We start from the raw sequence: 16,770 nt of genomic DNA on the forward strand, positions 1-16,770 counted from the left end.
CAGGCCCGCCCCACATGGAATTCAGCGCAGCCCCCGTCATCTACATCGTCATCTTCGTCGCCGTCGTGGTGCTCGTCGAAGGTCTGTATCTGACGGTCTTCGGCAAATCGATCAGCCTCAACTCCAAGGTCAGCCGCCGCCTCGCCCTTCTGGAAAAGAACCAGAACCGCGAACAGGTGCTGGAACAACTCCGCAAGGAGATGTCCCAGCACATGAACGCCAAGGGCATCCCGCTCTACAAGATGCTCGCCTCCAAGGCGCAAAAGGCCAACATCGCCTTCTCGCCCCGGCAACTTATCGGGATCATGGGCCTCCTCGGCATCGTCGCCTATGTCGGCCTCACCCTCATGACCGAGGCGCAGACCACCGTCCGCGTCGGCATCGCCGCCGTAATGGGCGTGGGGGGCGTCTATGTCTGGGTGGCCCGCAAGGCGAAAAAGCGCATGGCTCTGCTCGAGGAGCAGCTTCCCGATGCCGTGGAACTCATGGTCCGCTCGCTCCGCGTCGGCCACCCCTTCTCCAACGCCGTGGCCATCGTCTCGAAAGAGGTGGCCGATCCGCTGGGAACCGAATTCGGCCTCATCGCCGACGAAGCGACCTATGGCCGCGACATCGCCGAAAGCCTGCGCGCCTTCGCCAACCGGATGGAGAATCAGGACCTCCACTTCCTCGCCGTCGCCGTCTCCATCCAGCAGCAGTCGGGCGGCAACCTCGCCGAAATCCTCGACGGTCTGGCCAAGGTGATCCGCTCGCGTTTCAAACTCTTCCGGCGCGTCAAGGCCATCACGGCCGAGGCGAAATGGTCCGGCATGTTCCTGTCGGGCTTCCCGATCGCAGCGCTTCTGATGATCCAGATGCTCAAGCCCGACTATTACGATGGCGTCAAGGAAACCCAGTATTTCGTTCCGGCCGCGCTCTTCGTCGTCGCCTTCCTCATAGTGAACGTGATCTTCATGAAGATCATGGTCAACATCAAGGTCTGACCCATGTTCTCTTCCATCAACGATCTCATCGTCGCGAAGATGGGCGACCTCGGCCCCCTGCTCGTTCTGGGGGGACTCGGCCTCTTGCTGATCCTCGTCACCCTGCCCTTCCTCCTGAAGAAAGAGCCGGAACCCTTCGACAAGCTCAAGCAGCAGGCCCGCGGGATGGAACGCGGCAAGGCCCGCGATCCCCGCGATGCCGACCTGCGCCGCTCCTCCGATCGCAACGACAAGCTGAACCGTTTCGCCCATTTCCTCGAACCGCAGGACAAGGAGCAGATGTCGGCGGCGCGGCTCAAGATGCTGCGCGCGGGCTACAGGGGCAAGAATTCCGTCCGCATGTTCCATGCCATGCAGTTCCTGCTCGGGATCGGCTTCCTCGTGCTCGGCATGGCCTATACCTTCGCCGTCAGCCGCTCGCAGGAACTCGACATGCAGGCGATGGCCATGTCCACCCTGATGCCCGCGGCGGCCGGATATTACCTGCCCGTCTACTGGGTCCAGCGCCGCCTTCAGACACGCCAGCAACTCATCACCGACGGCTTCCCCGACGCGCTCGACATGATGCTCGTCTGCGTCGAGGCAGGGCAGTCGCTCGACCAGTCCATCGCCCGCGTCGCCCGCGAGATCGCCCCCGCCTATCCCGACCTTGCCGAGGAATTCGACATCGTGAGCCAGGAGGTCCGCGCCGGCAAGGAACGCGTCACCGTCCTGCGCGACATGGCCGAACGCGTGGGCCTGCCCGACATCACCTCTTTCGTCACCACGATGATTCAATCCGCCACCTTCGGTACCTCCATCGCCGAGGCGCTGCGCGTCTACTCCGCCGAAATGCGTGACAAACGCGTGATGCGCGCTGAAGAAAAGGCAAACACCTTGCCGACGAAGCTCACCCTCGGCACAATGCTCTTCACCGTGCCGCCGCTGATGGTGATCCTGATCGGGCCCTCCATCCACGGCGTCATGAAGGCATTCGGAGGCTGAGGCCGGGGTGGGGCCAATTTGAAGACTGCGATACCGGCGGCCCTCTCGGGCCTCTGCCTTCTGGCCGCCTGTCAATCGACCGGCGGCCTTGGCACATCCGACACGCGCACGCCCCCCGGCATCGACCGGCGCGCCTCTGCCGAGGACGGCCTTCTTGTGGGGCATCGTCTGATGGAGGCGGGCGAATACGAACTCGCCCTGCGGGCCTATATGCGCGCCGCGGGTCAAAGGGGGATCAATATCGACACCCTCTCCGCCATCGGATCGGCCAATCTCAGGCTGGGCCGCCTCGGGCAGGCAGAAAAGGTCCTGCGTCAGGCCCTGCGCGAGGATCCGACCTTCGTGCCTGCCCTCAACAACCTTGGCGTCGTTCTCATGGAACAGGGCAAGCCCGACGAGGCCCGCCTGATCTTCCAGCAGGCCTTCGCCCTCGACAGTGGCCAAACGGACTCCATCCGCGAAAATCTGCGCCTCGCTATCGCGCAAAGCGAAGCTTCGGTATATGATGGGTCGCAAGAAGAACCGACTTTCTCCCTCGTGCGGCGGGGTCAGGGCGAATTCGTCCTTCTCTCGCAGCTCTAGGGTCAACGGGACCGAGCAGCAAAAGGACGCAGGAACATGCGCCACCCAGTCTTTCTCGCCCTGTGCCTCACCGGCACGGTGGCCCTCGCCGCCTGTCAGAAATCCTCGGATGCCGAGGTGCAGCGCGCGCTGAAAAGCGTGAATGTCATCGACGAGACGAACCTCAACGACATCATGCTGACAGTTGGCGACCCGGACGAAGCCGTGGCCTATTTCACCAAGGCCTCGACGGAAAACCCCGACCGGATCGACCTCAAGCGCGGCCTTGGCCAGTCCCTCATCCGCGCCGGACGCGCTGCCGAAGCCGCCACCGTCTGGGCCTCCATCGCCAATTCCCCGCAGGGCCAGCCCGAGGATCGCGTCGCCTTGGCCGATGCGCTGATCCGGCAGAACGAATGGGAAAAGGCCGCCGCCGAACTCAATCGCATCCCGCCCACCTACGAAACCTTCGAACGCTACCGGCTTGAGGCCATGGTCGCCGACAGCCGCAAGGACTGGAAGCGGGCCGACAGCTTCTATGAGATCGCGGCGGGCATGACGACCAAACCCGCAAGCATCTACAACAACTGGGGTTTCTCGAAACTCTCGCGGCAGGATTTCGCTGGGGCGGAACGACTCTTCGTGCAGGCCATCACCTTTGACGACAGCCTCTTCACCGCCAAGAACAACCTCGTCATGGCGCGCGGTGCGCAGCGAAAATACGACCTGCCCGTGGTCCCGATGAACCAGACTGAAAAGGCCGAACTCCTCTATACCCTCGCGCTCACCGCCATCAAGAAAGGCGATGTCGCCGTGGGCAAGGCCCTGTTGCAGGATGCCATCTCCACCCATCCCCAGCATTTCGAGGCCGCCGTCCGCAGCCTCGCCGCGCTCGAGGCCTGACAGGGATGCGCATTTCGGATCTGCCGTCCGACTGGACGGCCTGGTGGTTCATCCTGCCTGTCGTCGCCATCGGCCTCTGGGTCGCTTGGTCGGACATGAAGTTCATGAAGATCCCGAACACCTCCGTCCTCGCCTTGGCGGCGGTGTTCATCGTCATCGGCCCCATCGCCCTGCCCTTCGAGGCTTGGCTCTGGGGCCTCGCCCTCGGCATGATCACGCTGGTGGCGGGTTTCATCATCTCCACCCTCCGGCTGGTGGGGGCGGGCGATGCCAAATTCGCCGCAGCCATGGCCCCCTTCTTCACCGGCTCCTCCCCCGCCTTCGTCTTCACCCTTTTCGCTGGCTGCCTGCTGGCCGCCTTCGCCGCCCATCGCCTCCTGCGCCTGACACCGTTCCGCAGCGCTACCCCTGAATGGGTAAGTTGGACCAGCCGCAAGTTTCCCATGGGCCTCGCGCTTTCCGGGACGCTGATCTTCTACTTTCTCCTCGGTCTCCTCATCTCTGCCTGAATTTCTCCATGAATTGCGGATAGCCCGTCCGGAACCGCACCGTTCCCGACCGGAGTCCCGCAGGCATGAACGCCCCGACCGCACCGCTCTCGCAGGCCCCTGCCACTGCCGCCCCCGCCCCTTCCGTCACCCCGCCGCCGCAGCCTAGGTCGCTGGCGGAAACGGGCCTGTCGCATGTCATGCTGCGCGACCTGCTGCTCAAGACGATGTTCCGCATGAACCTCGAATACGTGTCGGAACTCTCGCGCGTCATCGCCCTGCCCATCACCCTGATCCAAGAGATGATCGACACCGCCCGCACCCAGCGCTTCATCGAGGCGACGGGCACGCTGCATGCCACCTCGGGCAACGAGATGGGCTATCAACTGACCGACGCCGGCAAGGCCCGCGCGCTGGATGCCCTGTCGCAATCCGAATATTACGGCGCCGCCCCCGTGCCGCTGGAGATGTACAAGGAACAGGTGAAACGCCAATCCGTCCGCAACATTACCCTGACACGGCAGGAGTTGATGAAGGGCATGGGCCACCTGATCCTGCCCCCCGACCTGATCGACAATCTGGGCCCCGCCGTCACCTCGGGGCGGTCGATCCTGATGTATGGCCCGCCCGGCAACGGGAAATCCTCCATCTCCAACGGCATCCGCGACGCGCTGGGGGACAAGATCTATGTCCCCCGCGCCATCGAATATGCCGGTCAGATCATCACGGTCTATGACCCCATCGTCCATTCCGCCGCCGAAGAGCAGGTCGACGATCCGAACGCCCTGCGCCGCACCGGCAACCGCTTCGATGCCCGCTATGTCCGCTGCGAGCGCCCCACCGTCATCACGGGGGGCGAACTCACACTCGACATGCTCGACCTGAAATACAACCCCACCGCCCGCACCTACAACGCATCCCTGCAGCTCAAGGCCACGGGCGGCATCTTCATCATCGACGACTTGGGCCGTCAGGCCGAACCCCCGCAGAAGATCGTCAACCGCTGGATCGTGCCTCTCGAAGAGGCCCGCGACATCCTCGCCCTGCAATCGGGCGAGAAATTCACCGTCCCCTTCGACACGCTGGTCATCTTCTCCACCAACTTCCACCCGAACGAAATCTTCGACGGCGCGGCCCTGCGGCGTATTTTCTTCAAGATCAAGATCGACGGCCCCAATCAGGAGAACTTCCTGAAGATCTTCGCCCTCGTCGCGCGCAAGAAGAAGATGCCGCTGGATGAAAAGGCGCTCGTCCACCTGCTGAAGGTCAAGTATCCGACCATCAACAACAACTATGCCAACTACCAACCCGTCTTCCTGATCGACCAGATGATTTCCATCTGCGAATTCGAGGGCATCCCCTACCAGATGACCCCCGACCTGATCGACCGCGCCTGGAACAACATGTTCGTCCGCGACGAGAAGATCGCCAAGTAGACGAATTTTCTGCGAAAATTCCGGGACGCGTCGCGCGGGTCGATGCTGCGGGACCGGGGGCCAGCCCCCGGACCCCCGGGATATTTGAAGAACGGATGAAGCAGGCCTAAGGGAAGTGGCGGATGCCCTGTTCCGTGACGATCACGTCCAGCCGCTGGTCATATTGGTCGATGGGCACCTCGGGCAATTCCTGCGCCGCGAAGGCAAATCCCACCGCGAGAACACCATGCCGCGCGCGCAGGCCCGCCAGAGTGCGATCATAGAACCCGCCGCCATAGCCCAGCCGATAGCCCCGCGCATCGAAGCCCACGAGGGGAACGATCACCACCTCCGGCTCCACCCATGCGCCATCTGCGGGGATAAAGGCTCCGAACTCTCCTGCCACCATGGCACAACCGGGCGACCATTCGCGAAACCGCAAGGCCTGCCCTGCCCCGAGGATGACCGGCACGCCCACCGGCCCCTGATGCGCCGCCATCGCCGCCGTCGGATCGATCTCGGTCCGCATCGCCATATATCCGGCCAGCACCTTGCCTCGATGGGGCGCCAGCACATCGGCCAGCAATTCCGCCGCCTGCCCCTGTCCGCGCGCGAATGCCTCTTTCCGGGCTGCGAAAGCCGCCTTCCGCGCCACCGCCTTGGCCTCGTCGACGCTCATAGCAGCACCACGGTCGCAAGGCCGAGGAAGGCCAGAAACCCCATCACATCCGTCAGCGTGGTGACGAAGGTGCCGGAGGCCAGCGCCGGGTCCAGCCCCATCCGCTCCAGCGTCAGCGGCACCAGCACCCCGCCCAGCGCCGCCACGATCTGGTTCACCACCATCGCCATCGCCAGCACCCCCCCGATCCACGGGTCGCCAAAGATGGCCCATCCCGCCAGCCCGATGATCGCCGCCAGCGCAAGCCCGTTCAGCGCCCCCGCCGCCAGTTCCCGCAGCACCACCCGCCGCGCGTTCGCCGCCGTCAGGTCCCGCGTCGCCAGCGCCCGCACCGCCACGGCCAAAGATTGCGTCCCCGCAATCCCCCCGGTTGACGCAACGATCGGCATCAGCGCCGCCAGCGCCACGATGGCCGTGATCGTCGCCTCGAAACGCGAGATGACAAAGGCCGAGAGTGACGCCGTGAACAGGTTCACCACCAGCCAGGGCAAGCGCTGCCGCACCGTGGCAAGGGGTCCGTCCAGAACGCTCGCCTCCTCGCCCACGCCCGCCAGACGCAGCATGTCCTCCTCATGCTCCTCGTCCAGCACGTTCATCGCGTCATCGATGGTGATCACCCCCACCAACCGCCCGCCCGCATCCACCACGGGGCAGGAAATCAGGTGATACTGGTTGAAGATATAGGCGACCTCTTCCTCTTCCTCCGTCGCCTCCACCGTGCGGAAACTCTCCTCCGTCAGGTCCTTCAGGGCCACCTCGCGCCGCGCCGAAAGGATGCGCCCCAGCGTGACATAGCCCAGAGGCCGCATCCGAGGATCGACGAGGATCACGTGATAGAACTGATCGGGCAATGCCTCCGCCCTGCGCAGGAAATCGATCGCCTCGCCCACCGTCCAATGTTCGGGCGCGACCACCACCTCACGCTGCATCAGGCGCCCCGCCGATCCCTCGGGATAGGCCATCGCCTGTTCGACGGCCACCCGGTCCGCCACATCCAGCGCGTCAAGGATCCGCCCCTGCGCCGATGCCTCCAGATCCTCAAGGATGTCGACAACGTCATCGGTATCCAGATCGCGCACCGCCTCGGCCACCACCTCGGCGGGCAGGCTCTCGATCACCTCCTCGCGGATCGTCTCGTCGATCTCGGACAGCAGGTCCCCGTCGATCTCGCCGGAATAGAGCGCAAGGAACTCCTGCCGCTCGCTGGCATCGATCTGCTCCAGAAAGTCGGCGATATCGGCAGCATGCAGCGGCCCGACCAGACCAAGGACCAGCGCGCGGTCTCCTGCCTCCACCGCCGCGCGGATCGCCTCCACGCGGTCATCGTCCAGTTCGATCTCTTCGACCGCTGCCTCGTTTTCCGCCATGCCGCACCCTGCCCGATTACCCCCAGCCTAACGAAAGCTGTTTCTGCGAAACAGGGGGCACGGGGAAATTTACCCATGCGCCAAAAGACCATAGGCTTGCAAGAGACGCATGACGCGCCGGATGCGGCGCAGGACGGGGGCAAGACATGGCCGATCTCCTCTTGGGACAGGTGCTGTCCTTCACCGCCGACCCGTTCGAGGCAGGCGAGGCCGCCGCCCGCCACGAACCCCATGGCGCCGTTCTGGTGGAAGGCGGCCGCATCACCGCCACCGGCCCCGCCGACACGCTGCGCGCCCGCCACCCGCAGGCCCGCCTCCACGACTACGGGCAATGCCTCATCACGGCAGGCTTCATCGACGCCCATGTCCATTACCCGCAGACCGCCATCATCGCCTCATGGGGCAAACGGCTGATCGACTGGCTGAACAGCTATACCTTCCCCGAAGAGATGCGCTTCGCCGACCCCACCTATGCGGAGATGATCGCCAACCGCTACCTCGACCTCGCCACCGCCCACGGCACGACCACCGTCTGCACCTATGCCACCATCCACCCGGCCTCCGTGGATGCCATCTTCACCGCAGCCCGGTCCCGCGGCATGCGCCTCTACGCCGGCAAGACATGCATGGACCGCAACGCCCCCGAAGGCCTCCGCGACACCGCACAATCGGCCTATGACGACAGCAAGTCGCTTCTTGAAAAATGGCACGGGCAAGACCGCCTCTCCTATGTGATCACCCCCCGCTTCTCCCCCACCTCAAGCCCCGAACAACTCGCTGCCTTGGGCGCGCTCTGGCGCGAATATCCCGATTGCCTCATGCAGACCCACCTCTCCGAACAGACGGATGAAATCGACTGGGTCCGCGACCTCTTCCCGCAATCCCGCGACTATCTGGATACCTACGAATCGCAGGGCCTCCTGCGCGAGGGTGCCGTCTACGGCCACGCCATCCACCTGACCGACCGCGAACGCGCCCGCCTGACAGAGGCCGGTGCCAGCCTCGTCCATTGCCCGACCTCCAACACCTTCATCGGCTCAGGGCTTTTCGACATGAACCTCGCCCGCCAACTCCGCGTGGGCCTCGCCACCGATACCGGGGGCGGCTCCTCCTTCTCCATGCTGCATACCATGGCCGCCGCCTATGAGGTGGCCCAGTTGCGCGGTCAGGCGCTCCATCCCTCGCAACTGATCTGGCTCGCCACCGTCGGCTCCGCCCGCGCACTCCGCGCAGAAGACCGCATCGGCAACATCGCCCCCGGCATGGAGGCCGACCTGACAATCCTCGACCTCGCCTCCACGCCCGCCATCGCCCAAGCCACGGCCCGCGCCGAAACGATCTGGGAATCGCTCTTTCCCACCATCATGATGGGCGACGACCGCGCCATCCGCACGGTCTGGATCGGCGGCAAACCCCTGCGCTGACGGCCTGCGCCCCCTTCGACCCGGAGACAAATACCCTCAGGGGGTGAATTGGCGCGGCACGCGCCAAGAGGGGGCGGAACGCCCCTTTCCCTTGCCTCCCGCAACCCGACACCAAGGGCGAGGTCCCAAACTCCCTCCCCCGCCTTCGGGGGAGGGCCGGGGAGGGGGTCATCCCGCGCGGATATCCGCAAGGCCGCGCTACCGCCCCGCCATCGCCGGATAGGCAAAGCGATAGGCCAAGGCCACGCCCCCCGCCCCGCCGATCACATTGCCAAGGCTCACCCAGAACAGGTTCCCCAGTGCCCCCGCAAGCCCAACCTCACCCCCGGCCAGCCAGCCCAGCGGCAAAAGGAACATGTTCGCCACCGAATGTTCCAGCCCCAGCGCCACGAACCCCATGACCGGCCACAGAACCGCCAGCACGCGGTCCGTCACCGACCGCGCCGCGAAACTCAACCAGACCGCCAGACAGACCAGCGCATTGCACAGCGCCCCGCGCAGCACCGCCTCCAGCGGCGAAAGCGCGGCCTTCCCCTCCGCCGCCCGCGCCAACACCGCCCCCATCGGCCCCTCGGTCAGCCCCGCCATGCCGAAGGCCAGCGCCAGCCCCACCGCCCCGATCAGGTTGCCCGTCCACACGATTCCCCAGTTCCGCAACAACGGGGCCAAGGTGATCCGGCCATCCACCGCCGCCATCACCATCAGCGCATTCCCGGTGAACAGTTCCGCACCGCCCACCACCACAAGGATCAAGCCCAGCGCAAAGACCACGCCCCCCAGCACCCGCGCCGGGCCGAAACCGGGGTCCACCCCCGCCATGGCCACGCCCCAGACCGCCGCGCCGAACCCGATGAAACACCCCGCCAGCACCGCCAGAACCAGCATCCGCCCCGCGGGCAGCGCGGCCTTCGCGACCCCCGCCCCCTCGATCAGCGCGGCAATCTCCGCCGGTCTGTAGGCATCTCCCTGCATCGCATTCCCTCCCGGCTTCCCGGCAGGCAAGATGCACCGGCCACCCCGGAACCCGCCTTGCGTCAGATCAATCGCGGCGCAGGTGCGGCCTATTCGGCCAATTCCCAGCCATCGGGATAGAAATCATGCTTCAACGCGATCTCGGTCGCCACCCGCTCGCGGTCCCACACCGCCTCGGGCGTCAGCGGGATCATGCCCGACACGGCCGCCAGCGTCTCGCCATCCTCCAGCCGCCGCGTCCGAAACCCCTTGGCCTTCAACGCCTTCTCGAACGCGCCCCAATCCGCGTCCAATTCCTCGATGAAAAACAGGAACTCCACCCGCGCCTGCGCAGGCAGGCCCTTGGCCCCCTTGAAGGTGGCGAATGTCTCGCGTCTCTGGGCTTCGAAATTATGCGACATGCCCCCCGCCTATCACCCCATCAACCGCGCCGCCAGACGGTTCTGGCGTTCCACCACGCGGGGCAGGTCGATCGTCACCATCGCGCCATCCCGCACCACCTGCCGCCCCTCGACGAACAGATGCCGCACCCGGCTCGGCCCGCACAAAAGCAGCGCCCCCACCGGATCCCAACTCCCCGCCGCCTCCACACCCCGCATGTCCCAGATCGCCACATCCGCCCGCTTGCCCGGCTCCAGCGACCCGCAATCGTCCCGCCCCAGCACCCGCGCGCCCCCCAGCGTCGCAATCTCCAGCGCCTCGCGCACCCCCATCGCATCCGCCCCCCGCGCCACCCGCTGCAGCAGCATCGCCTGCCGCGCCTCGCCCACAAGGTTCCCCGCATCGTTCGAGGCCGACCCGTCCACGCCAAGCCCCACCTTCACCCCCGCATCCCGCATGGCGCGCACCGGGGCGATCCCAGATCCAAGACGACAATTCGAACAGGGACAATGCGCAACCCCCGTGCCAGACCGCCCGAAAAGTTCAATTTCCGAACCATCCAGCTTCACGCAATGCGCGTGCCAGACATCCGCGCCCGTCCATCCCAACTCCTCGGCATATTGCCCCGGACGGCATCCGAACTGCGCCAGCGAATAGGCGATGTCCTCGTCATTCTCCGCCAGATGGGTGTGCAGCATCACTCCCTTGTCGCGCGCAAGGACAGCGGCATCCCGCATCAACTCCCGGCTCACCGAAAACGGCGAACAGGGCGCCAGCCCCACCCGCACCATCGCCCCCTCACGCGCGTCGTGGAACGCGTCCACCACCCGGATGCAATCCTCCAAGATGGCCGCCTCCCGCTCCACCAGTGCATCCGGCGGCAATCCCCCGTCACTCTCCCCGATGCTCATCGCCCCCCGCGTCGGATGGAACCGCAACCCCACCTCCTCCGCCGCCGCGATCGTGTCATCCAACCGCGCCCCGTTCGGGAACAGATACAGATGGTCCGACGTCAGCGAACATCCCGAAAGCGCCAGTTCCGCCAACCCCACCTGCGCGGAAACGAACATCTCCTCCGGCCCGAACCGCCCCCAGATCGGATACAGCGTCTTCAGCCAGCCGAAGAGCAGCGCATCCTGCCCCCCCGGCACCGCCCGCGTCAGCGTCTGGTACAGGTGGTGATGCGTATTCACCAATCCCGGCGTCACCACGCAACCCGCCGCCTCCACCACCTCGCCCGTGGTCGCCAACCCCTGCCCCACGGCGGCCACGACACCCCCGCGCAACAGCACATCCCCCCCGGCGATCTCGCGCCGCGCGCCATCCATCGTCACGACCGCCGCCGCGCCCCGGATCAGGATCTCATCGTCAGGCATGGATTGCTCCCTTTCTCGCCCACCCCCTTCGGTGGATCGGGAAGCGCCTGCCGACAGAAGGGGGAAAGGACTCGGGCGCAGGCAGCAAAACCCTAGCCCGATCCCCGCCCCGCGCCAAGCCTGACCTTGCCCCCCGCGCCCACCGCCCCATCCTCCTGACCAGTGTCACCAGTCGCCAAGGTTCCCCATGTTCCGCCCCATCCTCCTCCTGCCGTTCATCCTCGCCGCCTGCACCGCCTCACCCTCGCCCGCCTTCTTCGGCGCCACGCCCCAGACGACCACCGTCGCAGGCCGCGACTACACCGTGTTCCGCAAGCAAAACCGCGTGCAGGTCATCCGCCACGGCTGGGCATCCCCCCGCGACCGCGACATGATCCCCGAACACATGCTCATCGCCGTGGCGCAGGTCACCGGCTGCACGCCCGTCGTCGCCACCTTCCAGGGCGACAGCGGCGAAAGACGCGGCCGTATCACCTGCCCGCGCGGGCGTTGAACCGCCGCCCAAAGGAAAAGGGGGGCAAGGTCACCCTCGCCCCCCCCCCGCATCATCGGACGCGCGTCCTGCGCCTCAATTCACCCGTGTCCATGTCCCGCCATTGCGGCAAATTCCCAGAACACAGCCCTTCACCGTCAGCCCATCGCCCTGCAGGATCATGTAGGAATTGTAGGTCTTGTCCCGATCCGGGCTCCAGACCTTGCCATCCTCATAATTCCCGTCGCCGCTCGCCATCATGTCCCACACGATCTGACGCCCGACATTCGGGCTCTCGATCTGCGCGCCGGTCCCGTCAAAGGCCTTGATCAGCGTGCCGCAGAAGGCAGCCCCGCAGGGCTTCATCTCGATATGCCCGAAATTGCCGTTGTCATCGGGGGCCGTCTTCCAGATGCCCTCCACCGGGTCCGCCGCATGGGCGGCACCCGCCAGCCCCAGCCCGAACATCATCGCCACCACAAACCGCTTCATCGGCCGCTCCTCCCTGAAAGGCCCATACATCCGAACATCATCCCCAAGCCCGGCCGCCGATCAAGCCTGACGTTGGGTCGCAACCCCGCCACAGGCCCCTTGCCCGCGCGCCCCCGCCATGCCAAAGCGCCCCCGAGCCTTCAGCGCAGGGACAAGACCCATGATCCTCTACCCCGCCATCGACCTGAAAGACGGTCAATGCGTCCGCCTCCTGCGCGGCGAGATGTCCGCCGCCACCGTCTTCGGCGACGACCCCGCCGCTCAGGCCGCCAAGTTCGAGGCCGCAGGCTGCGAATGGCTCCATCTCGTGGACCTCAACGGCGCCTTCGCGGGCCAGCCCGTCAACGCGCAGGCGGTGGAGGCGATCCTCGCCCGCGTCACCGTCCCCGCCCAGCTCGGCGGTGGCATCCGCGACATGGCCACCATCGCCATGTGGCTGGAAAAAGGCCTCGCCCGCGTGATCCTCGGCACGGTCGCCGTGGAAAACCCCGCGCTTGTGCGCGATGCCGCCAAGGCCTTCCCCGGCAAGGTCGCCGTCGGCATCGACGCCCGCAAGGGGTTCGTCGCCACCAAGGGCTGGGCCGAGGAAACCTCTGTGCAGGCCACCGACCTCGCCCGCAGCTTCGAGGATGCGGGCGTCGCCGCCCTGATCTACACCGACATCGACCGCGACGGCGCCATGGGCGGCCCCAACATCGAGGCGACCGAGGCCCTCGCCCGCGCCGTCACGATCCCCGTCATCGCCTCCGGCGGCGTCTCCCGCATGGAAGACCTCATCGCGCTGCGCGACACCGGCATCATCGCAGGTGCCATCTCCGGCCGCGCCCTCTATGACGGTGCGATAGACCTCGCCTCGGCGCTCAAGGCCCTCAAGGCCTGACCACGGGCTACCGCCGATCCCGTTTCCGCCTCCCGCAACCCGCCGCGGGAACGGGCCGCCGCCCCGGCCATCCACCCAAAGGCGCGACCTTCGCGCCATCCGGTCGCTGCGATCCCCGCGCCCACCAAGACCCAAACGTCTCCAGCACCCCAAAAGAGACCGCCCGCAGCCCCTCCGGATCAGCGCCTACCGCTCGTACCGACAATTACCCCGGTCGCCGAACCATCACAGCCCCCGAACCCGTGAACCGAACACCCCTTTCCCGCGAAGCAGGCCCAACACCTCCGGCCCCCGCCCCTTCCCTCCAAGCGTGACGCCTCCGATCTGCCCCAACGCTCTCGGCTCCTTCCGCGCCGCTCCAGCCCTCGCGCCATGCGCCAAACCCAACGCACCGTTCACCGACCGCGTCCCACCAGCCGCCTCGCCTCAATCGTGACACCACCGACACTCCAGCGTCCCGCCAAGCCGACACCGCTCACCGCCCCGAGGCCAGGGCTAACCCTAATGCGTCCAGCCAACCCTGCGACCCCTCGCTGAGCCCAAAACCATCGCTAACCTATCCGCGTCCCGCCAAGCCGACACCGCCCCCGTGGCCAGCGTTAACCCTAATGCGTCCCTCCAACTCGCTGCCACCGCGCCGATCGCGAGCGCACCGCCAACCCCGAAACCACCAATGCCCCCAAGGCGTCCTGCCAATCGTGGGTCCCCACATCAGTCCCTACTCCACCAGCAACCCAACCGCGTCCCACCAACCCGGAAACCGCCGCTCCCCCCGATCCGTCCCGCCGACCATCAGCCCACCACCAATCCCCACACCACCATTCACTCAAGCGCGCTCCCAAAACCCAGAAGCGGTTCGCCTAACCCCGACGCCATCGTTAACCCTAATGCCCCTCACCAACCCCGACGCCGCCTACCTTTCCCCGCCCAACCACCGTTAACCTTAACGCTCGGCCTGCTTCGTCTCGGCCCAAATACCCATCCTTCCCTCACCCACCCCACGCACCGGCCCCCAATCCACCGCCAAGACCCGCGACAACCCCGCCGCGACGCGCTACCCTCCCGGCATGCGCATCCTGTACCTGTTCCTCGCCCTTTTGCTTGCCCTCTGCCTCCTCCCGCTCCTCCTCGCGCTGGCGGCCGGGGCGCTGTCCGGTCCGCTCGGCTGCGATCGCATCGCCGCCTCCTTCCGGAATTGCAGCCTCCTCGGCACCGATGTCTCGGATCTCCTGACCACCACGGTCAGCCTGCACTGGCTCGGCCTGATCACCCTGCCCGTCGCGGCGCTCCTCGCGGCGTTGCTCCTCTTGCTCGCCGCGATCCACCTCCTCCGCCGCCTCGTCCGCTAGGCCCCATCCGCGCGCCGCAGCCCCGCCGCCAGCAGCCAGAGCCACAGCCCAAGCCCCACAGCACCGGTCACCAGAGCGATCGGGACATTCACCTGCACCCCGCCCGTCATCGCCCATCCCGGCAGCACCAGCGCCACCGTCACCCCCGGCGCCAGAAGGAACAGCCCACACCGCCCCCGGCCGACAGGCGGCCCGAATGCCAATCCCGCACCGCCCAGCCGCCTCATCGCCCAGACCGTCGCCCCTACCATCACCGGCCAGACAAGGCGCAGCAAAGACGGTTCCACCACCGACCCCACCGCCCACAGCACCCCCATCGCAGCGGGCGCCAGCCACAGCCATACAGGCCCCCATCCCGGCAGGGTCAGGCGCGACAGCAGCCAGAACGCCAGCACGACACCCGCACCCGCCAGCCCCAGATAGGCCGTCATACCCGCCAGCCCCGCCAGCGCCCTCCCCTCCAGCGGCCAGTATAACCCCCAGACCGCCCCGAACACCCCCAGCCCCACCATCCCGAGGACCTGCAACAGCACCCCGCTCCGCAGCAGGGCCATCCCACCCCCCAGCACGCCTAACCCACTGATCAGCGCGTGCCAGGCCAGCGGCGTCCAGACAAGTTGCGCGGGAAAGGCCTCATACATCGTCCCCACCATCGCGCCCTCGATCATGAACCCCAGCAGGGCCGCGCCAAGAAAGGCCCCGCGCCACCCGCCCAGCCGCGCCCAGATCGCCGCCGAAAGCGCCGCCCCCGCCGCCACGGAATAGGCCGCCCATACAAAACCAAGGTCCAGCAGACGAAGATCCGGCGCGGGCGTCGTCCAGAACAGGTTCTCCCCCGCCCAGACCGCGATCCACCCCAGACAAAGGCTTGCCACCAGATAGGCCGGACCGCCGCGCATGGCATCTCCCTCGCTACCCACTGGCCCTTTTTGCCCCACGGCGCTAGAACGCCGCAACACTCCAGGTGGCGCCCATGCTCAAGACCCGCATCATCCCCTGCCTCGACGTGGCCGATGGCCGCGTCGTCAAAGGCGTGAACTTCGTCGACCTCCGCGACGCCGGCGACCCGGTGGAGGCCGCGCGCGCCTATGACGCCGCCGGGGCGGATGAACTCTGTTTCCTCGACATCCACGCCACCCACGAAAACCGCGGCACGATGTTCGACCTCGTCACCCGCACCGCCGAACAGTGCTTCATGCCGCTCACCGTCGGCGGCGGCGTCCGCACGCCCGAGGATGTCCGCGCCCTCCTCCTCGCAGGTGCCGACAAGGTCAGCTTCAACTCCGCCGCCGTCGCAGACCCCGACGTCGTGGCCCGCAGCGCCGACCGTTTCGGCAGCCAATGCATCGTCGTGGCCATCGACGCCAAGACCGTATCGCCCGGCAAATGGGAAATCTTCACCCATGGCGGGCGCAAACCCACAGGCATCGACGCCATCGAATTCGCCCGCACCGTCGCGGCGAAAGGCGCGGGCGAAATCCTCCTCACCAGCATGGATCGCGACGGCACCCGCGCGGGCTTCAACCTCCCCCTCACCCGCGCCATCGTCGATGCCGTGGGCATCCCCGTCATCGCAAGCGGCGGTGTCGGCACCCTCGACCACCTCGTCGAGGGGGTCACCATCGGCGGCGCCTCCGCCGTCCTCGCCGCCTCCATCTTCCACTTTGGCGATTACACGATCCGTCAGGCCAAGGAACACATGGCCGCCGCCGGCATCCCCATGAGGCTCGCATGACCACCCTCTCCCGCCTCGCCGCCACCATCGCCAGCCGCAAGGGTGCCGACCCGGAGTCGAGTTGGACAGCCAAGCTCCTCGCAAAGGGGCCCGAGAAATGCGCCGAGAAATTCGGCGAAGAGGCCATCGAGGCCGTGATCGAGGCCGTCAAGGGCGACCGCGCAAAGCTCACTGCCGAGGCGGCGGATGTCCTCTACCACCTGCTCGTTATGCTCGCCGCCCGCGACGTGACGCTGGATGAGGTGCTGGCCGAACTCGACCGCCGCGAAGGCACCTCCGGCATCGCCGAAAAGGCGGCGCGCGGCTGAC

The 16,770-nt window shown here is 66.6% G+C and carries 19 protein-coding genes; 12 read left to right on the forward strand and 7 right to left on the reverse strand.

Annotated elements, in window-relative coordinates; genetic code table 11:
* The first annotated feature begins 14 nt into the window (after positions 1–14).
* From TabM4_RS13510 to TabM4_RS13535, 6 genes are all read left to right on the forward strand, one after another.
* Complete coding sequence (locus tag TabM4_RS13510; RefSeq protein WP_434613240.1) at positions 15–983, forward strand: type II secretion system F family protein; 969 nt, start codon at positions 15–17, stop codon at positions 981–983.
* Between the two features lie 3 nt (positions 984–986).
* Entirely contained in the window at positions 987–1,967 is a 981-nt protein-coding gene (locus TabM4_RS13515) for a type II secretion system F family protein (protein WP_434613243.1), read from the forward strand.
* Between the two features lie 18 nt (positions 1,968–1,985).
* Positions 1,986–2,549, forward strand: coding sequence for a tetratricopeptide repeat protein (locus tag TabM4_RS13520; protein ID WP_434613246.1), 564 nt, complete (start codon positions 1,986–1,988; stop codon positions 2,547–2,549).
* A gap of 36 nt (positions 2,550–2,585) precedes the next feature.
* Positions 2,586–3,431 (forward strand): tetratricopeptide repeat protein, encoded by an 846-nt coding sequence (locus TabM4_RS13525; protein WP_434613249.1) that lies wholly within the window; start codon positions 2,586–2,588, stop codon positions 3,429–3,431.
* A gap of 5 nt (positions 3,432–3,436) precedes the next feature.
* On the forward strand, positions 3,437–3,940 hold the full coding sequence (locus TabM4_RS13530; protein ID WP_434613252.1) for an A24 family peptidase: 504 nt from the start codon (positions 3,437–3,439) through the stop codon (positions 3,938–3,940).
* Positions 3,941–4,005: 65 nt separating this feature from the next.
* The gene (locus TabM4_RS13535) at positions 4,006–5,355 is read left to right on the forward strand and encodes an ATPase (protein ID WP_434613255.1); all 1,350 of its coding nucleotides are present in this window, start codon (positions 4,006–4,008) and stop codon (positions 5,353–5,355) included.
* A 106-nt stretch (positions 5,356–5,461) separates the two neighbouring features.
* On the opposite strand, the gene TabM4_RS13540 is transcribed toward TabM4_RS13535, so the two are convergent.
* The gene (locus TabM4_RS13540; protein ID WP_434613258.1) at positions 5,462–6,013 is read right to left on the reverse strand and encodes a 5-formyltetrahydrofolate cyclo-ligase; all 552 of its coding nucleotides are present in this window, start codon (positions 6,011–6,013) and stop codon (positions 5,462–5,464) included.
* Entirely contained in the window at positions 6,010–7,380 is a 1,371-nt protein-coding gene (mgtE, locus tag TabM4_RS13545; protein WP_434613261.1) for a magnesium transporter, read from the reverse strand. Before mgtE ends, TabM4_RS13540 begins: the two co-directional genes overlap by 4 nt.
* A gap of 146 nt (positions 7,381–7,526) precedes the next feature.
* On the opposite strand from mgtE, the gene guaD reads away from it, so the two are divergent.
* Positions 7,527–8,804, forward strand: coding sequence for a guanine deaminase (gene guaD / locus TabM4_RS13550; protein ID WP_434613263.1), 1,278 nt, complete (start codon positions 7,527–7,529; stop codon positions 8,802–8,804).
* Between the two features lie 198 nt (positions 8,805–9,002).
* Here guaD and TabM4_RS13555 read toward each other — a convergent pair whose 3' ends face one another.
* The 3 genes from TabM4_RS13555 to TabM4_RS13565 form a co-directional block, all read right to left on the reverse strand.
* Positions 9,003–9,776, reverse strand: a complete 774-nt coding sequence (locus TabM4_RS13555) for a formate/nitrite transporter family protein (RefSeq protein ID WP_434613266.1) — start codon at positions 9,774–9,776, stop codon at positions 9,003–9,005.
* Between the two features lie 89 nt (positions 9,777–9,865).
* A complete protein-coding gene (locus TabM4_RS13560; RefSeq protein WP_434613269.1) occupies positions 9,866–10,177 on the reverse strand; it encodes a ribonuclease E inhibitor RraB in 312 nt (103 codons plus the stop codon).
* A 12-nt stretch (positions 10,178–10,189) separates the two neighbouring features.
* The gene (locus TabM4_RS13565; protein ID WP_434613272.1) at positions 10,190–11,533 is read right to left on the reverse strand and encodes an 8-oxoguanine deaminase; all 1,344 of its coding nucleotides are present in this window, start codon (positions 11,531–11,533) and stop codon (positions 10,190–10,192) included.
* A 187-nt stretch (positions 11,534–11,720) separates the two neighbouring features.
* Here TabM4_RS13565 and TabM4_RS13570 point away from each other — a divergent pair, with 187 nt between their 5' ends.
* Positions 11,721–12,026, forward strand: a complete 306-nt coding sequence (locus TabM4_RS13570; RefSeq protein ID WP_434613275.1) for a hypothetical protein — start codon at positions 11,721–11,723, stop codon at positions 12,024–12,026.
* A 75-nt stretch (positions 12,027–12,101) separates the two neighbouring features.
* On the opposite strand, the gene TabM4_RS13575 is transcribed toward TabM4_RS13570, so the two are convergent.
* The gene (locus tag TabM4_RS13575; protein ID WP_434613278.1) at positions 12,102–12,497 is read right to left on the reverse strand and encodes a DUF2147 domain-containing protein; all 396 of its coding nucleotides are present in this window, start codon (positions 12,495–12,497) and stop codon (positions 12,102–12,104) included.
* 160 nt (positions 12,498–12,657) lie between these two features.
* Here TabM4_RS13575 and hisA point away from each other — a divergent pair, with 160 nt between their 5' ends.
* Both hisA and TabM4_RS13585 read left to right on the forward strand, forming a co-directional pair.
* Positions 12,658–13,377, forward strand: a complete 720-nt coding sequence (gene hisA, locus TabM4_RS13580) for a 1-(5-phosphoribosyl)-5-[(5-phosphoribosylamino)methylideneamino]imidazole-4-carboxamide isomerase (protein WP_434613281.1) — start codon at positions 12,658–12,660, stop codon at positions 13,375–13,377.
* 1,067 nt (positions 13,378–14,444) lie between these two features.
* Positions 14,445–14,726, forward strand: a complete 282-nt coding sequence (locus tag TabM4_RS13585; protein ID WP_434613284.1) for a hypothetical protein — start codon at positions 14,445–14,447, stop codon at positions 14,724–14,726.
* Here the strand turns inward: TabM4_RS13585 and TabM4_RS13590 are convergent.
* Positions 14,723–15,625: a hypothetical protein gene (locus TabM4_RS13590; protein WP_434613287.1), complete on the reverse strand. Its 903-nt coding sequence runs from the start codon at positions 15,623–15,625 to the stop codon at positions 14,723–14,725. The two genes, TabM4_RS13585 and TabM4_RS13590, sit on opposite strands and share 4 nt — an antisense overlap.
* Positions 15,626–15,699: 74 nt before the next feature.
* Here TabM4_RS13590 and hisF point away from each other — a divergent pair, with 74 nt between their 5' ends.
* Both hisF and TabM4_RS13600 read left to right on the forward strand, forming a co-directional pair.
* Positions 15,700–16,461: an imidazole glycerol phosphate synthase subunit HisF gene (gene hisF / locus TabM4_RS13595; RefSeq protein ID WP_434613290.1), complete on the forward strand. Its 762-nt coding sequence runs from the start codon at positions 15,700–15,702 to the stop codon at positions 16,459–16,461.
* Positions 16,458–16,769, forward strand: coding sequence for a phosphoribosyl-ATP diphosphatase (locus TabM4_RS13600; RefSeq protein WP_434613293.1), 312 nt, complete (start codon positions 16,458–16,460; stop codon positions 16,767–16,769). The genes hisF and TabM4_RS13600 overlap by 4 nt, the downstream gene beginning before the upstream one ends.
* Position 16,770: the final 1 nt, after the last annotated feature.

This window comes from Tabrizicola sp. M-4 (assembly GCF_051132405.1).
Taxonomy (GTDB): domain Bacteria; phylum Pseudomonadota; class Alphaproteobacteria; order Rhodobacterales; family Rhodobacteraceae; genus Paragemmobacter.

Bases quoted from the DNA above. Each gene is read 5' to 3' on its own strand.
- TabM4_RS13585 (WP_434613284.1), top strand. From the start codon at position 14,445: ATGCGCATCCTGTACCTGTTCCTCGCCCTTTTGCTTGCCCTCTGCCTC.
- guaD (WP_434613263.1), top strand. From the start codon at position 7,527: ATGGCCGATCTCCTCTTGGGACAGGTGCTGTCCTTCACCGCCGACCCG.
- TabM4_RS13565 (WP_434613272.1), bottom strand. From the start codon at position 11,533: ATGCCTGACGATGAGATCCTGATCCGGGGCGCGGCGGCGGTCGTGACG.
- TabM4_RS13525 (WP_434613249.1), top strand. From the start codon at position 2,586: ATGCGCCACCCAGTCTTTCTCGCCCTGTGCCTCACCGGCACGGTGGCC.
- mgtE (WP_434613261.1), bottom strand. From the start codon at position 7,380: ATGGCGGAAAACGAGGCAGCGGTCGAAGAGATCGAACTGGACGATGAC.
- TabM4_RS13540 (WP_434613258.1), bottom strand. From the start codon at position 6,013: ATGAGCGTCGACGAGGCCAAGGCGGTGGCGCGGAAGGCGGCTTTCGCA.
- TabM4_RS13535 (WP_434613255.1), top strand. From the start codon at position 4,006: ATGAACGCCCCGACCGCACCGCTCTCGCAGGCCCCTGCCACTGCCGCC.
- TabM4_RS13515 (WP_434613243.1), top strand. From the start codon at position 987: ATGTTCTCTTCCATCAACGATCTCATCGTCGCGAAGATGGGCGACCTC.
- TabM4_RS13530 (WP_434613252.1), top strand. From the start codon at position 3,437: ATGCGCATTTCGGATCTGCCGTCCGACTGGACGGCCTGGTGGTTCATC.
- TabM4_RS13555 (WP_434613266.1), bottom strand. From the start codon at position 9,776: ATGCAGGGAGATGCCTACAGACCGGCGGAGATTGCCGCGCTGATCGAG.
- hisF (WP_434613290.1), top strand. From the start codon at position 15,700: ATGCTCAAGACCCGCATCATCCCCTGCCTCGACGTGGCCGATGGCCGC.
- TabM4_RS13570 (WP_434613275.1), top strand. From the start codon at position 11,721: ATGTTCCGCCCCATCCTCCTCCTGCCGTTCATCCTCGCCGCCTGCACC.
- hisA (WP_434613281.1), top strand. From the start codon at position 12,658: ATGATCCTCTACCCCGCCATCGACCTGAAAGACGGTCAATGCGTCCGC.
- TabM4_RS13560 (WP_434613269.1), bottom strand. From the start codon at position 10,177: ATGTCGCATAATTTCGAAGCCCAGAGACGCGAGACATTCGCCACCTTC.
- TabM4_RS13510 (WP_434613240.1), top strand. From the start codon at position 15: ATGGAATTCAGCGCAGCCCCCGTCATCTACATCGTCATCTTCGTCGCC.
- TabM4_RS13590 (WP_434613287.1), bottom strand. From the start codon at position 15,625: ATGCGCGGCGGTCCGGCCTATCTGGTGGCAAGCCTTTGTCTGGGGTGG.
- TabM4_RS13575 (WP_434613278.1), bottom strand. From the start codon at position 12,497: ATGAAGCGGTTTGTGGTGGCGATGATGTTCGGGCTGGGGCTGGCGGGT.
- TabM4_RS13600 (WP_434613293.1), top strand. From the start codon at position 16,458: ATGACCACCCTCTCCCGCCTCGCCGCCACCATCGCCAGCCGCAAGGGT.